Consider the following 15,467-nt stretch of genomic DNA (forward strand, 5'->3'; position numbering starts at 1 on the left):
GAGATCCTACTCATCACTTTGGCGCTACTGCACAGACTCGCAACTATACTGCAGAAATCGAATCTTGATAGAGTATCCTGCACCAACCCAAGTCGGACCTCCGGACAATTGGGGAATCATGAATCGAGATGGGGTGCCGACCAACCGTCTCCATCCGTTCTTTCCCGAAGCCAAGAGCGCTTCGCGATAGAAGGTTCTCCGTCATACTGCTTCAGTTATCCGTGGAGCCGACTTCTCCATCTGATCTCCTGAGGAGTAGACTTCGGTTCAGGTTGCTCCCAGAGACGATCCAGCCCAAAGACAAATCCGCATTCTCATGAGCATCGCTGCCCTGGCTTCGCAAGATCAACTCGATCTAGCCCGAATTTTTCACGTGAATTCGTTTCGTGATGAGCACGTGGGGGTAGCAGCAGCAAAGATCGACGAGATCCCGGCGGGTGCTGGTGCCGGGGTACCCAGGTTCCAGGTCCGTTGAGTAGTGGTGGCTGTGGACTGCGCGTTGATAAAAAAGGCGGGGCAACAAGGAGCCGGGGTCAGGCCGTGGATCTCAGCCGGGACAAGCCGTGTTCCAGCAGCTCGCGGTGGGCAGCAGCGCCATCGAACCGGATGCTTAACTGTCTGGCGTGCCGGACGACGACACCAGCGATCGATAGCATTCGGACGCGTAGGGTTTTTGGTTCCCAGACCCACCACCATTGCCGAGATGTGGTTGATGGTGGCGGTGTGGCGGCGGTGATCAGTCCTGCCCAGCTGATCAGGTTCATCGCCAGCATGGCTGAGTAGGCCCACGCCTGATTCATCCGGAAGGCGGTGTGCGGGAGTTTTCCCAGGCCACAGTCCTTGACGTCGCGGATGCGTTGCTCACAGCGGCCGCGTGCCCGGTGAAGCTCATCCAAGCGCTGGGCATGGCCGTTCCGGTTGGTGACAAACATCTGGATCCGTCGCCCATCCAGATCAGTGGTGCGCAACTGCGCACCGCTGGCAGCGTGCTCAACACGGATGATAAACCGCATATCCGGTGGATAATCCTCCAGGGTGATCCCGACTGGTTCCCCGGCCCAGCAATGCACCCGGCTGGTGATGTCAGCGACATAGGCATCATCGATATCGCTGACTGTTCCATCGGGGCGGATAATGCCCTGCTTGACCTTACCGCCGAGCGTGGAAGCGATATCGGCGACCTGCCAGAACGTACCGATCCCGACTGAGTACGCCAGGCCTTGTTGGTCGAGGTGGTTGATAAACTTCTTTGATCCGCCGGCAGCATCCGTACGGACCAGCAATCTACGGCCCCAGTCATGACCGTCCACGTGGTCAGGCATGCTGTTCATCGTCTGATTCAGCACCATGATGTGATCAGCGGCGGTATTGGATCCGGCGTTGCCGGGGCGCAGGAGTACGGCGGTCGGCTCCCCGGTCAGCCCTGCTCCGTGATCGATGATCGCAGTTAAGGGGTGGAACCCGAAGTGTTTCTTCCACGTCGGCATCGCCTTTTCCTTGTCCGAGTGGGACGCGACTTCCGTGGCGTCGATGTCCACGACCAGCGGATTCGCAATGGTTGCTGTGGTGGCGGGGTTGCGGGCCCTGCACGCGCGCCAGGCTGTGGTGCGGGCGGTTTTCATCCCTGACAGCACCGCTGCGGTGCTGGCATCATCGATGAGTTCAGCACTGTGTTCGTCCTCGTCGCCGGAATCGTGGAGTTCGTGGTGGCGGCGATGGATCGTCGAGTCCGAGGGGATCTTATCGATCAGCCCGGTTCCGACCAACGGGTTCAGCAGGTCGATGTCGCTGGCGTCGTCGCCACCGATCGCCAGGGCCAGGGCGAGTGAGGTCATGGTGTGGCCGGTGGTGTGGACCAGGTTCGGCTTCTGCCGGTCACCAAGTGCGGTGTCGATTGCGTCGGCGACGCCGACCCGGTCGGCGGCTTGTGCCAGTAGCATGAGTCCGGCGTTGGAACATAGTTGGGAAGTGGCGGGGGTATCGATATGAAAGCTGGTGAGTTGTCACCTAAGAAGGTGATCCTTTCGACCTGGTTTTGGAAGCGTCGAGAACTCCCATTTTACCTGGTCAGGATCACTTTCGTCGTCTTCCTTGTCCCTATTTTCTTCATTCCCATGAAAACACCGGGCTAACGGTGCCTGGCTGGAAGACGAGCTGACAACTGGTGGTGTTGAGTTGCTTCGCCCGGCCCGGAAAGGGGAAAAACCCAGGCCAGGAAAACAATTCTTGAAACCATTGCGGCAGACTATCGAGTCGGTGTTCAACACGATGAAAAGCCAGCTCCATCTTGAACGACACGGCAGCCGCACTGCCGGTGGGTTGGTCTGCCAGGTCGTTAAACGCCTGCTGGCATTAACCGCAGCGATCTGGCATAACCACGCCACCGGCCAACCTGCCCTGCGATCACTGATCGCCTATGACCACTAAACCCCCAGCACACCCTTGGACTCAATCATCTAGAACCATTTCTTGAGGAATTCTCGGGTTTCATGAACTTCGTCCCAGTCAGATTCTGAGTACGGGACCAAATCAAGGTTGCTCAGCTTTTCAAATAGTGGATTGCGGAGATGGCGGGGTGTCCAGTGATAAAAATCCGTATTCACACGGGTCATAAAATCCATCCTGTGCGATTTTGAGAAAGTAACGGCTTCAGCCGGAATCTCGTCATACAATGGAGCAATTAGGTCCATCCGCCCTTTAGCCATGAAATAAAGGGCAGAGAGCGCCGTGGTATAGGAGCCCCCAAAGCCGACTTTGTTCTTCCACTCCGGATTGAAGTCAGAAATCGGGTTCTTGACTCCAAGTTCCTCCGCCAGCAAAGTCACCATCGACTGTTTGTAGTACTGCTTTCTGTCTCCATTATTTGCCAGGGACTGCAACGAGGCAGCCACCTCTTCGGGGTGTGTCTGCAGCATGATCCTAGTGGTCCCAATTTCGGTGATACCAGAGGTAATCGGCGCCTCTTGAAGACCGATGCTTTCCATGAGAGGAATCTTTCTCGGAGAGGCTGGGAAGGAGAACCTTTCCCCGAGAATCGTACCGAAGACGTGGTACTTGGCTCCGAGATGGTAAGAACAGAGAATGGTGCCTGTCGCCATAAATAACCAGTTATTGCTAGTCAACGCCGTCCGTTGATCGGGAACTTGCCTGATGTTGGTTTTGATTGTAATGGGATTGAATCGGCCAAAGTACTCGGCTTCTCGCTTGAACCATCCCCCTAGATCCAATGAAACCAGGTGAGTGTCATCAGGCAAGAGTGCCTTGGCCGCAATCGAGTCGAAGCCTCCGCTAAAGCTGAGAATGGTGCCGTCCCGATCCTCAGAATCTCGTTGAGGTTCCCTCGGTTTGGTCGGGGCACTCACGTCTGCCCTAGTGAAACTCCTAATGCTTTCGAGCGCTTCACCATCAATTTCAAAGTCGAATGAGACCTCATCAAATGCGCGACCGCACAACGGAGCAACTGCGATTGCCACCAATGAAGATGTAGTTTCAATCTCACGATCGAACTCATACCAAATTTCATGGTCGGTGTTATCGTAGTGCATAGTCAGCGAGACTCGGCGACTTGAAATATTCAAGTCCTTGAATGAGATACTCCGCAAATTGACATCTTTCATGAAAGAAAGTCCTTTCAAACAGTTTCTAACGCTGTACCATGAAAATTCCAATATAAATCTGAAACCACTACAAGAATTGCGGAGGTTCGATCTATCCGCGTAATGGTAGGCTCAGCACTCAATCACTTTTCGCCGTACTTCGAATTGAAGTACTCCACGATATCCAAATCAACCGCTCGTGGCTCTCCATGTGTCGGATAACGATGAAGTTCCAAAGAAGCCGCCGTATTCACTTCAATAACGTAGGCAGTATCGGCATCCCCCAAGTCACTGACCATCAGATCAATACCGGCAACCTCCAGGTGAGGAATAGCCTGCATCGATCTGATCGACAGCTCCTTGATCTCGTCGCAGACTGCCGACGTGACATCAAGGATGAATCCTCCATTGGTGGGAGTGTTGAAGGGGTTCAAGAACACGATCTCACCTGCAGCCGGAACAGAATCTTCCTGATACCCTTGGCCAGCGATAAATTCCCATTTTATAACAACCGGCATTTTCTTAGCACGGTAGTGAACCTCCCGCGATTTGTGGATTTCTTCGATCAGGGTTGTGAGATTCCTAATGCCGTCACCTTCGACAAAAGGCTGGATACGTGCAACTACGCTGACGACTTCATCCCCAATGACAAAAGCCCGAAGCTCAACGCCATCCACGTACTTTTCAATCAACACGTTCGAGCTCTTTCGCCCATCGGCAAGAGCATGGCTCCAAGCAAGTTCAAACTGCTCACGATTGCGCACCCCGACCGTAACGCCCTTAGACCCCCCGGAATCTGTCGCCTTTACGACTACCGGTTTCGGCATTTTCTCAAAGAAGGCAGCCGCTACTTCCGGCTCGGACGGTGCGAAATCTCCACCAGCTGGGGTCGAAAGATTTGCGAGATCAAGCATTCTCTTGGTCAGATGCTTACGCCGACAAATTTGTTCAGTCGCAGGTGGGTGCTTGTACACCTTCCCCCCCCCCCCACCATTGAAAGGGTAGTGGAACCGTCTGGAGAGGTGATCTTGTTCTGGGTAAATCGGCTCGCAGGGTCCTCGATGGATTCGACCACCCAACCAAATTTTTCAAATTTTCCCGTTATACTCCGGATCGCGGATCGCGTAGTATCCAGGTGATTCATTTGCAAGCCTGGACCGGTAAGCCGCTCTCGGATAAATTTTCTCAGCAAGGTGTAATCATCAGCCATCAAGCAACTCCTTTAAATTAGTGCTGAAATATTTCACTACCAGCATCTGGTCTACCCACTAAAGACTGACAGTAGAGACGCGGAATTCCGCGTTAGTTCCTGTTGTCTCGACACAACGCAATATTAGGACATCGCGCCTGATCCGGCCTTAGGAACACTCTACAATGGGGCAAACACATACCCTCTCGATTCAAAGAGTCCATACAGTCATTTAATTTTCTGAAGGAGGATTGCCCACCCTCTGTTGGGAGCATCTGTGCCATTGGTCAGGCCCACCTTTGCCAGCCTGTTCCAACTCGCGATTAACAGTCCAAGTACAACTGCTTTCATACATCAGTCAAAACTTGACAATTCCTGCCCCTGAGCTGAGCTTTCTCATCGAGAAATGTTTGCTTTCTCCTTTTGGCACTCAATTGGGCATAGAAGGATCAAAAGGGGAATTCTCAAGAAGCCCTGGGACAAGGCCCTCCAGCCCATAAGGCGTCGGCGAAGTAGTAGTTCCGGTGGTGGTCTCGGGAGTCGTCTGCTCCCCTTCGCCTCCCTCTCCAGGGGTACCTTCCTCGGCTGTTGTTTCCTCTGTCTCCGAAGGTTCGGGGGTTGCGGACGGTTCCTGAGTCGGGAGAACATGTGCACCACCGTCAGGCAGCCCCTGACCACCGGGGTTCGCAGGCTGGGAAGTTGTGGGCTCTGATGGCGTAGGGACCGGTTCCGGAGTTGCGCTCGAGATGGTTGTGGACGTAATGCTGCTGGCCGTCGGGGCGACCGGTTCCGAAGTCCGAACCACTGTGCCGTACCGCTTCATCGCCCCAAGTGAAGCCGTTCCGCTATCAGCCTCGGAGACTCTGGTTGTTGCGGTGTTGTTCAGCACCGTTGTTGGCTCGCTCGATTCATTTGCGGATCGTGCATCGACTTCGTCTGCCTGGATGATGTCATCCTCGCCCATACTGACATCAGTAGTTGTCAGAGGGTACACAATAGTCACAGCTCCCGCGATCATGAAAACACCACCAGCAGCGGACATGGCTTTGAATCTGGGGGTTTGTTTTCCACTCTGCGATCGCCTAGTCCACCAGACCATGGGCACCAGAGCTCCGATACCGAGCAGCGTCAAACCGATGCCGAACATGAAATCATCCGCTAGGGTGAACAGTCCCCAGATGAGAAGAAGCAGAGAGATGAGCAGTACCGCCCACGCGAAAATCAGCTTCCTCAGGTACTTCTTCGTCATGAGTATCCTTCTGGCTCCACAGCCATCGGTTCAGGTTTTCTGAACGACCTTGACGGTCTACTTCCGTTCGTTTTCGAGCTTAATGATCGGTGGCTTGTAGTAGCCCTCGATCTTCCTGATGATCTCGGCGGCTTCCTCATGCTTTCCGGTGGCCGCCCTGTTCCCCCAGACACGATAGGACTTAGTCACGCTTTCGGCAGCACCATCGGCGATGATTCTTCCCTCATGCAACCAAATCGCCCGGTTGCAGCTCTTCTGAATCGTGTCTGCCGCGTGGGAGACCATGAAGACCGTCCCCGAATTACTGAGGAATCCGTCCATGCGTTCCTTGGCCCGATCTGTGAAGGAGGCATCTCCAGTGGACAGAGCTTCATCCACCAGGAGAATCTCAGGACTGAGGCTCGTGGAGATCGCGAACTTCAAGCGCGATCCCATGCCTGAGGAGTAGGTGTTCATTGGCCGGTCAATGGCCTCACCGATATCCGCGAACTCACAGATCTCGTCGAACTTATCCTCTACGTCATCTGGGGTCAATCCCATAGCAAGGAGCCCCAGCCGAATATTCCTGGCTCCGGTCAACTTCGGTTGGAGCGCAGCGGCCACCCCCAAGAGAGTGGGCTGAGAGGATACCCGGATATCTCCGGAGGTCGGAGACTCTCCTCCCGCGATCAACCGGAGCATCGTCGACTTTCCAGACCCGTTCTTTCCCAGTACTCCAATGGAATCCCCGGAGTTGGCCACCAGTGACACCCCATGCAGAGCCCGGAAGGATCTACGTCGCCCGGCTCCGCGGATCTGGTAATCCTTAATTAGGTCTCGGACTACCACCGTCGGATGATCAGTTGATGGTTCCATAGCGCTCCTCAACCGACCAGAAAACGATGAGCCCGACAAGAAGGAGCCCGAATGACCATGCAGACAAGTAGAGCCAGGTCTCCAGGCTCGGCACCTCTGCGTACATCACTGCACCGCGCACTGCCTGGAGAAATTGGTAGGCAGGATTAGCCACCATGAACGCCTGAATCTCCGGATGCGTCGCGTATCTCTCAATAGAGAAGAACACGCCAGAGGTGAAGAACCAGGCTCTTCCCGCCAACTTCACCAACGCCGCCAGATCCGGGATAAAAGCGCAGATTCTGGCAATCAAGAGCATCAGCCCCGTGCTGAAGACGTGGATCAAGAGATAAAGCGGAATCACCAAGAGAAGCCGCCAGGTGGGAGGATTCCCCCATTGGAACAGAAGGGCACCAATGACTGCCACGAAAGCAGGGGCGATACCACTGATGAAACCCCTCAGACTCTGGGAGAACACCAGCGCAGCGCGGGGAAAGGTGAAGGCCTTGATCATGCTCTGAGAGCTCCTGATCAGGTTAGTACCCCGAGTAAGGCCGGACTGCAGAAATCCGAAGAAGATGATGCCGATAAAGAGGTAGCCGATGAAGTTCTCGATACCTCGGGAAGTTCGCAGCAATAGGCCGAAAAGAACGCCGTACATCGCTGCCTCAAGCATGGGAGACAAGATGATCCAGGCTCGGCCGAGGAACATGTCCCGCTGAGACTCGAAAGACTTTCCACTGGCATCAGCGGCAATAAAGAATCGCCGACTCCAGAGCTGCCGAATGTACTGAAATAGATTCGGTCGAGAATTCAGGCGGCGAAGATTACTGCCATCGACAAGGATGACATTCGACTTTCCTTTAGTCTGGGGATCAGATCCCACGGCTTCTTCCATAACCCACCTCCTTCAACCTCAGTCACGCTAGACACATATTGAGATCACTATACTGACCTAACGACCAATAATCAGTATCAAGATTGGACCATCGAGTGGATACGGACAATTTGAATCACAAGTATAACGTTGCGATTTTCGGCGGTTGTGTGAGCCGGGACACTTTGGCGATCGCCGGCGAGGAAGAGTTCAAACTCGCCCGATACATTGCCCGTCATTCACTTCTCTCCTCCGGCAGTGATGCCCGAGGTAGTCTTCCGAAGTTCCAGGTGCCCAGCAAATTCCAGCAGCGCATGCTCGAGTTCGATGTCCACGGCTTTATCACCTCTGACCTGGCAGCCCTAGGGAATGTCGATGTCTTTGTCTGGGATCTCAACGTAGAACGATCCGGAGTCTGGGTCTTTCCCGATGGTTCCATCGTCACCAACAGCCCAGATCTGCGGAAGGTTCCCGAGCTCAAGGCCAGGCTCGAGGATGCTCGGAAGATCGACTTCGGGACCATGGAGCACCTCGATCGCTGGAAAGGCGCTGCTTCGCTCTTCGTAGATTCTCTACGCCAGTTGAAGCTGAAAGAGCGGACCCTAGTCTTGGCTCCGGACTGGGCGCTCATCGATTCAGAGGGAAACCCCACTCGGCCGTTGGGAGGACTGGCTCCTGTTGATGCGCCCCAGGCCTTCGCCCCCTATATCGAGCATCTTGAGGGTCTAGGGCTTAAAATAGCCAGGTTCGATGGACTGGTCTCGGATCTGAACCACAAGTGGGGCCGAGCCCCCTTCCACTACACCACCGAGGCCTACCAGCTCTTCAAGGAACGGATTCTCACATTCATTCAGGAAAGCGGTACACAGTGACCAGCCAGGTGGAGCTACTTCGGCAAGCCTTCTGGCATCTGCGCAAAGGTGGCCCGGCTCAGGTCCGGCAATGGAACATCAGGAGGCTAGCTACCGAGCAAGGCGGCGAGCGTCGTCTTCCTCTGCCCCAGGCGGGGCTCACTCGGGACTACCCCCGCCTCAATGAGGCCTGGAAACACTTCGCCGAGCATAGCGCTGTCTTTCCCCCAGCCTCAGAGGCCCGACAATACGCCAATGCCTTCGCCCAGGGATGGATTCTCACGGCTGAGTCTTCCCCACATCCGGATCTGGTACCCAGGAAATGGGAGACCCACAGCATCGGGTCTTGGATCATCTCCCATGACCCTGACCTGGAATTCACCCAGGCCAAGGATCAGACCGGGCAGATCGAGGTCTTGATTCTGGGGCACACCACAGATTCGGAGCGCCGACTCCGAACCTCTGCCAAGGTGGCGCCAGCTCTTCTGAAGAGTTTGGAAGGCTCCACCGACTGGGCCGGGCTCGATAGGATGGTGACCTGGCTCGGCGGACGTTTCATCATTGTCGCCCGCCGCGGCGTAGACCTCCGAGTGCACGTCGACGCTATGGCCACCCGATCCTGCTATTGGAGCGATCAGGGAGGAAGGCTCGTCCTAGCTTCCCACTCCGCACTGGTGGCTGCAGCCTGCGGTACCCCCAGCGCCAAGCAGGCCCAGTGGGTGCTCTCCCACAAGAACTATGTCAACCCAGCGGGGAAGTGCCTTCCCGGAATGATTGCCCCACATGACGGGGTGAAACTAGTCTTTGCCAACTGTTTTCTAGAAGTCAAGGATGGACAAGCTACCCACCGCCGCTTCTTTGACACCCCGCCGGAAAAGCTCAGCATTGCCGAGGCCACCGAACGCTATCTCTCGGAGCTTCGTTTCCAGATGGATGCAGCTCTAGACCGCCGACCGCGTTCAGTACTTGCCCTTACCTCGGGGTCCGATTCCCGGGCCATCCTCGCTGGCAGCCTCGACCTTCTTCAGGATGCCGGTGCTGAGGCCATGACCTACCACTTCTTCGAGCGCAACGCCGATCATTCCCGGAAGGACTTGCTAGGAGCCAATCGCCTCGCGGAGCTGGCAGAACTCAACCACCGGGTCCTCAATGTACCGAAGCACGAGGCTGGCTCTGACCCCTTCTGGGCGATGTACCGGAAGACTTTTCCCTCGTGGGCCCGCTTCCCCAGCCTGGCCCGCATGTACTACGAATCCTTCAGCGCGGAGGAATCGGTCATCATCGGCATCGGAGGCGAAGTAGGTACCGCTTTCTACCGTGATCGGGACTACCCAGCCATCACCCCGGAGGTGCTGGCTAGCAAATTCACCCAGTCGGAGTTTCAGCATGATCCGCGGTTGATTGAGACCATGGACGAATACATGCAGTACACGCAGCTAAGCGAGGCTAATTCCGCCGGCCATGACCTGCTGGACCTCTTCTATTGGGAACACCGCATGTCCTCCTGGGCTGCCTACGGCTACTCCGAAGCGGACTTCGGGCCGGATGTCGTGCTTCCCTTGAATTCCCGTCGATTGCTACACGCCATGCTTTCTCTGCCTTATAAAGACCGGCTGAAGCGCAGCGTCTACCGGCAGCTCACGTCCTGGTCCAGCATCTAAGCACCACACACCCATCACTCCACCGCACGAAGAGAAGCAGAGACACCATGGGATTGTCATCCTCCCTCCAGCAGGCACGCACCGGATTCTGGCACCTCCGCAAGGGCGGTCCCGCCCAGTTGCGCACCTGGCTGACCCGCCGTCGCATCGACGGTGCGGGCACCAGGGCGTCGTTACGCCCCGGTGTGGAGTGGAACCCCCTCGACATTCCCGAGTACGTGCCTAATGACCGCCCCCGTCGATTCGGGGATGTCCGGGTCGCGGTTATTCTCGACAACTTTTCCCTGGCTGCCTGGGACTACGAGTTCGACACCGTGCCGGTAACCCCCGGCAACTGGCGGGACCGGATCGATGATTCCATCGACCTCCTCCTCGTGGAATCCGCATGGAATGGCGTGGGCGGGGCCTGGCAGTACCAGCTGACAGGTTCCAAGGCCCCCAGCACCGCCCTGGTCGATCTAGTCGGTCACTGCCGGGGGAAGGACATCCCCACAGTTTTTTGGAACAAGGAGGATCCGCCTCACTTCGAGGACTTCCTGGACACCGCGAAGCTTTTCGACGTCGTGTTCACCACCGACATCAATAAGGTCCCGGAGTACCGGAAGGAGCTTGGGCACGAGAACATCCACGTCATGAGCTTCGCCGCGCAGCCTGCGATCCACAATCCGATTCGGATCAAGAGTATGCACCAGCGCGGGGACATCGCTTTCGCCGGCACCTACTTCGCCCACAAGTTCCCCGAGCGTCGGGAGCAGATGGACCTGCTACTCAATGCCGCCGCCGAGGTCTCTCCGCGGATGGAGCACGGGCTGACCATCTTCTCTCGTTTCATCGGGACGGACGAGAAGTACCAGTTCCCGGCTCCGGTGGACCGCTATGTCGCCGGTTCCCTGCCCTACGAGAAGATGCTCAGCGCCTATCGGGACTTCAAAGTCTTCCTAAACGTCAACTCCGTAATCGACAGCCCGAGTATGTGCGCCCGTCGCATCTTTGAAATCACCGCCAGCGGCACTCCCGTGGTCAGCGCCCCCAGCGCCGCCATCGAGCAGTTCTTCCCCATCGATGAGATCCCCACTGTCACGGATCCGCAGGAGACGCAGTGGATGCTGCGCTCCTTGGTTAATTCCCCCCGCCTTCGGGATCGGATGGTGCACCGGGCGCAGCGGCGCATCTGGGGAAACCACACCTACACTCACCGGGCCCAGCAGATCCTGGATGCAGTCGGCCTTGAGACCTCCGCTCAAGAACGGCCTCGGGTATCCGTCCTCGTCTCCACCAACCGACCCCACCAGCTGGAGCATGTCCTGGACCAGGTAGCAGCCCAGCTCGATGTGGATATCGAGCTGCTCCTGCTCGGCCACGGCTTCGAGTTCGACACGACCCAAGTAGAGTCGGCCTGCTCTGAGCGTGGAATCGAGACAGTCCGGTGCCTGACCGCCCCGTCCTCCCACAGTCTGGGCACCTGTCTCAACCAGCTCGTTGCCGAATCCACCGGGGACATCCTGGCTAAGTTCGACGATGATGACCTCTACGGTCCCCATTATCTGCTGGACCAGGTCAACGCGTTGTTCTACTCAGGGGCAGATCTGGTGGGCAAGGCCGCGGCCTTCGCCTACTTGGAGTCCTCGGGCACCTTGCTCCTGCGACGCCCCGATTTGGAGCACCGGTGGACCGACTTCGTCTGCGGCCCCACCCTCGTCGGTCGCCGAGAGACCTTCGAAGCGGTTCCCTTCGCCGATCGCACCCGGGGAGAGGACTCCCGCTTCCTGGAGGAGGTTCTCGAGTCGGGCCGAAGGATCTACGCTGCGGACCGCTTCAACTTCATCCAGGTCAGGGGGCATGGGACTCACACCTGGGATGCCGTAGACACCGAATTCCTCGCCAATGGAGTGGTCGAGTCCTTCGGCTGCAATACCGAGCACGTCAACATCTAGGAGCCACCGGTGACCAACTCCACCCAGGAAATCCAGCAGGATCTAGAAGACCTCTCCGGCCACACGATCCTCGCCGTCAACGAAAAGCACGGTGACGATCACTCGGTGAACCTGACCAAGCTGCGGGCGGTGGCCAAGCAGCTGAAGAAGAACCATCCGCTGGCTCTCGAGCTCTGGGCCACCGGAGACAGCAATGCCCGCCTGCTGGCCCTGCTGATCGCCCGGACCAAGGAGTTCTCCGCCACTGAGCTGGACACCATGCTGCGGGAGTCTCGTACCCCGAAGGTCCGGGACTGGCTGGTCAACTACCACGTGAAAAATCCCCGCACGCTGAGCAGCTGCGCGGGGACTGGTTCGGGGAGGTGGACCCGGATGTGACCAGCGCCAGTTGGACCCTGACCTCGGAGAAGGTGATCAAGAACGTGAAGGGGCTGGATCTGACCGGTCTGTTGGACACCATCGAGGCCGAGATGGTGCAGGCTCCGGAGCGGCTGCAGTGGGCGATGAACAACTGCCTGGCCCAGATCGGAATCGAGCACCCAGATCTCCGCGATCGGGCCCTGACCTCGGAGAAAGCCTCGGAGTGCTCCGGGACTACCCCACCTCCCCCGGGTGCATCTCCCCCTACGCCCCGATCTGGATCACCGAGATGAGTCAACACAAGGATAGTTGATCCTGGGCTACTCCAGGTAGTCGGAGGCGTAGGTCTGCGGCATCGAAGTCCAGCCCATGCCGATCTCGGAAGACCAGCTCTGCACGCGCATCATTTCCTCGCGGACCAGGTGGTCGTAGATGGTCACGCCTTCCCGGCGGGTGGTTGATCGGACGAATTCCTGGCATAACCGGGGTTTTAAAAAGTTGAAGGTGTGTACCGAGCGTCGTGTCCGGGTCATTGAGTCGTTTATTGCTCCGGGGTCCGGCCCCAGGTCCAGGATTGGTGTTTCGGTGGCCAGGTTCCCACAGGCGTGTTTTCGGTGGACAAAATCGGGTCGATCAAGGCCCCGGCCACCTGGAGGGCATCGGCCACAGCGATAATCTCTGCACGCAGGTACGGGGAGTTCTTGTTCAACCCCGCATATCCCTTCTCCCATTCGTGCCCGGGAAGATGCAGCACCTGGGGTAGGGACATGCCCCGGATCTTCTCCTGTGCCCGCAGCGCTTGAGCAAGCTCTTCCCCCCTTGACCTCGAGGGAGAGGGCGATCAGCGCAATGTCGTAGAGATCGCGGTAGCGGGTCGAGACCCCGCGTGGAATCGGCGATCGTGGTGTATGAGGTACCCAGGACGAGGACCGGGATGAGTTGGTCGAAGAGGGGACCGATGATCAATGATGGAACGCCCACGCTCGAGTGCTCCTGAGCGGTTTAGGTGATTCTTGATCGAATTCGTATGTACCAGGCCTCGTGCCTGCCCTATTTCATCGCCCCGCCTGATGCCCTGTCCGCACGATCTCTTAATTGAGATGTTTCACCATTGACTGCGCAGGGAGAGTTATGCCCCAAGCTACACCTGAACCCGTTCAGCAGACTCCTGTATCTGCTCCTCAGAGATAGTTCCGGCCTCAATAGCAGCCATGACGGTGTCAATAACTACCTCCAGGGACTCATCACTGGACCAGAGTGCCTGGTCCGCCCCGGCCCCGATCGCCGCCGCCACAGCCTCAGGAGTACTCATCAGATCGGTGATTGCCGCCATGCCGGAAAGATCATCGGTATAAGCGACACCGTTGAAGGGAACCCCCTCCGGATAAGCACCACTGCGCAGCAGCTGATAGACGGCCGGATCAAGGCTACTCGGCAGGGATTCATCCCCCAGTCCGGGAACCACCATGTGACCGACCATCACCTCACCCGGCGCGCCGGTGAGTGCCCGGCCGAAGGGCGGGAGGTCTTGTTCGCGGATGACCTCGATGGGAGGGGTGACCGCAAAGCCGGTATGAGTGTCTCCGGAGGCCTGGCCATGGCCCGGGAAGTGTTTGAACACTGCCGTGACTCCGGCATCCTTCATGCCGGTGGCGAAGGCTGCGGCGTAGTCGGCGGCCACCACCGGGTCCGGGGAGAAGGAGCGGTCTCCGATGACATCGAGTTCGGCGATGTCCAGGTCCACCACGGGGGCGAAATTCACGGTGATGCCGTGGTCTGCCAGGCTCTTGCCCATCTCGGCGGCCAGGGCGCGGACCTCTTCCGGGGTGCGGGTGGCGGCCATTTCCCGGGGTGCGGGCCAGTTGCCCAGGATTTCGGAGTGTCGTTGGACCCGGCCGCCTTCGAAGTCGATGGAGACGCTGAAGTCTCGGCCCACGGTTTCCCTGAGTGCGGCGATGTCTCGGCCGGGTTCGGTGAGGATTGCGGGGTCCGCCCAGCTGGTGATGAAGATGCCGCCGGCTCCCTGTTGCAGTTTGGCCAGGGCGTCTTCGTAGCTGGTGACTCCGACCATCATGAGGGAGGCCACCTGGGCCCGTAGTTCCTCCTGCTCCGGGGTTTCTTCGGTGGCGGGCAGGGCTGAGGTGGAACTGGTGGGGGCTGGTTCGCCGGGGCGTCCGGTGGGCTTTTCGGAGATGGGGCTGCTGCTGGTCTCGGTTGTGTCGGAGCCGATGGTTTCCGGGGTGCAGGCGACCAGTAGTCCGCCGCAGAGTGCGGCGGCGGTCATGGCGGCCACCTTCACCGAGAAGTTCTTGTTCATGCTGGCCAGTCTGCCTTATCTTCCCGGTCTTCTGCATCAGTGCGCGCGGATCCACTGAAGGCACTTAAACTTGGGGTACCACTAGTGCTAGGAGTCCCCCATGAGTGAAGCGAAACAGACCACGATGCTCATCGCCTATGACGGCTCCCCGGAGTCTCGGCGGGCCTTGGAGTATGCAGCGGCCCTGCTCCGTCCCCGTCGGGTGGAGATTCTGACCGCCTGGGAGCCGATGCACCGCCAGGCGGCTCGGGCGGTGAGTGTTTCCGGTTTGCGCCAGGCGGATTTCGGCAGCAATGCTGAGAATGAGGATCCGGCCTATGTCCAGGGCAGGGCCACCTGTCGGGAGGGTGTGACCCTGGCACAGTCTCTCGGTCTGGAGGCTCGTGCCCATATGGTGGAATCGGCCACCGCGATCTGGTCTGCCATTGTGGATGCCGCCAAGGAGCTGCGCCCGGATGTCATCGTCACCGGTACCCGGGCGATCAGTGGACTGAAGTCTCTGTGGCAGTCCTCCACCGCGGACAATGTCATCCATAATTCCGGGATTCCGGTGTTCGTGGTTCCGCCACTCGAAGATATGGAGGATTAACGGTAATCTT

General features: G+C 57.8%; 12 protein-coding genes and 3 pseudogenes. 7 read left to right on the forward strand and 8 right to left on the reverse strand.

Annotation, left to right across the window (positions count from 1 at the left end; genetic code table 11):
- Nucleotides 1-533: 533 nt before the first annotated feature.
- Nucleotides 534-1,985 (reverse strand): IS1380 family transposase, encoded by a 1,452-nt coding sequence (locus COCCU_RS12800; RefSeq protein WP_269434476.1) that lies wholly within the window; start codon nucleotides 1,983-1,985, stop codon nucleotides 534-536.
- Between the two features lie 145 nt (nucleotides 1,986-2,130).
- Between COCCU_RS12800 and COCCU_RS12805 the strand changes: the two are divergent.
- Nucleotides 2,131-2,427, forward strand: a pseudogene (locus COCCU_RS12805) (IS982 family transposase); the annotation flags it as partial.
- A gap of 29 nt (nucleotides 2,428-2,456) precedes the next feature.
- Here the strand turns inward: COCCU_RS12805 and COCCU_RS12810 are convergent.
- From COCCU_RS12810 to COCCU_RS12830, 5 genes are all read right to left on the reverse strand, one after another.
- On the reverse strand, nucleotides 2,457-3,617 hold the full coding sequence (locus COCCU_RS12810; RefSeq protein WP_156232052.1) for a hypothetical protein: 1,161 nt from the start codon (nucleotides 3,615-3,617) through the stop codon (nucleotides 2,457-2,459).
- 122 nt (nucleotides 3,618-3,739) lie between these two features.
- Nucleotides 3,740-4,570 carry an ATP-grasp domain-containing protein gene (locus tag COCCU_RS12815; protein WP_269434462.1) on the reverse strand — a complete coding sequence of 277 codons (831 nt, stop codon included), beginning with the start codon at nucleotides 4,568-4,570 and terminating at the stop codon, nucleotides 3,740-3,742.
- A 645-nt stretch (nucleotides 4,571-5,215) separates the two neighbouring features.
- On the reverse strand, nucleotides 5,216-6,034 hold the full coding sequence (locus COCCU_RS12820) for a hypothetical protein (RefSeq protein WP_156232056.1): 819 nt from the start codon (nucleotides 6,032-6,034) through the stop codon (nucleotides 5,216-5,218).
- 57 nt (nucleotides 6,035-6,091) lie between these two features.
- Nucleotides 6,092-6,889 carry an ABC transporter ATP-binding protein gene (locus tag COCCU_RS12825; protein ID WP_156232058.1) on the reverse strand — a complete coding sequence of 266 codons (798 nt, stop codon included), beginning with the start codon at nucleotides 6,887-6,889 and terminating at the stop codon, nucleotides 6,092-6,094.
- Nucleotides 6,873-7,766 carry an ABC transporter permease gene (locus tag COCCU_RS12830; protein WP_156232060.1) on the reverse strand — a complete coding sequence of 298 codons (894 nt, stop codon included), beginning with the start codon at nucleotides 7,764-7,766 and terminating at the stop codon, nucleotides 6,873-6,875. The genes COCCU_RS12825 and COCCU_RS12830 overlap by 17 nt, the downstream gene beginning before the upstream one ends.
- Before the next feature lie 95 nt (nucleotides 7,767-7,861).
- On the opposite strand from COCCU_RS12830, the gene COCCU_RS12835 reads away from it, so the two are divergent.
- The 5 genes and pseudogenes from COCCU_RS12835 to COCCU_RS12855 form a co-directional block, all read left to right on the forward strand.
- On the forward strand, nucleotides 7,862-8,617 hold the full coding sequence (locus COCCU_RS12835; RefSeq protein ID WP_156232062.1) for a DUF6270 domain-containing protein: 756 nt from the start codon (nucleotides 7,862-7,864) through the stop codon (nucleotides 8,615-8,617).
- Nucleotides 8,614-10,257: a hypothetical protein gene (locus COCCU_RS12840; protein ID WP_156232064.1), complete on the forward strand. Its 1,644-nt coding sequence runs from the start codon at nucleotides 8,614-8,616 to the stop codon at nucleotides 10,255-10,257. Before COCCU_RS12835 ends, COCCU_RS12840 begins: the two co-directional genes overlap by 4 nt.
- A 47-nt stretch (nucleotides 10,258-10,304) precedes the next feature.
- Nucleotides 10,305-12,191, forward strand: coding sequence for a glycosyltransferase family protein (locus tag COCCU_RS12845; protein ID WP_156232066.1), 1,887 nt, complete (start codon nucleotides 10,305-10,307; stop codon nucleotides 12,189-12,191).
- 30 nt (nucleotides 12,192-12,221) lie between these two features.
- Nucleotides 12,222-12,864, forward strand: a pseudogene (locus tag COCCU_RS12850) (DNA alkylation repair protein).
- Between the two features lie 131 nt (nucleotides 12,865-12,995).
- A pseudogene (locus COCCU_RS12855) lies at nucleotides 12,996-13,100 on the forward strand (IS5/IS1182 family transposase); the annotation flags it as partial.
- On the opposite strand, the gene COCCU_RS14575 reads toward COCCU_RS12855, so the two are convergent.
- Nucleotides 13,093-13,320, reverse strand: a complete 228-nt coding sequence (locus COCCU_RS14575; protein ID WP_197088524.1) for a hypothetical protein — start codon at nucleotides 13,318-13,320, stop codon at nucleotides 13,093-13,095. The pseudogene COCCU_RS12855 and the gene COCCU_RS14575 overlap by 8 nt on opposite strands.
- A 372-nt stretch (nucleotides 13,321-13,692) precedes the next feature.
- Nucleotides 13,693-14,868 (reverse strand): glycoside hydrolase family 3 N-terminal domain-containing protein, encoded by a 1,176-nt coding sequence (locus COCCU_RS12860; RefSeq protein ID WP_407924142.1) that lies wholly within the window; start codon nucleotides 14,866-14,868, stop codon nucleotides 13,693-13,695.
- A 100-nt stretch (nucleotides 14,869-14,968) separates the two neighbouring features.
- Here COCCU_RS12860 and COCCU_RS12865 point away from each other — a divergent pair, with 100 nt between their 5' ends.
- The gene (locus COCCU_RS12865) at nucleotides 14,969-15,457 is read left to right on the forward strand and encodes a universal stress protein (RefSeq protein ID WP_156232068.1); all 489 of its coding nucleotides are present in this window, start codon (nucleotides 14,969-14,971) and stop codon (nucleotides 15,455-15,457) included.
- Nucleotides 15,458-15,467: the final 10 nt, after the last annotated feature.

Origin of the sequence: Corynebacterium occultum, assembly GCF_009734425.1 — a bacterium.
GTDB classification, from domain to species: Bacteria; Actinomycetota; Actinomycetes; order Mycobacteriales; family Mycobacteriaceae; genus Corynebacterium; species Corynebacterium occultum.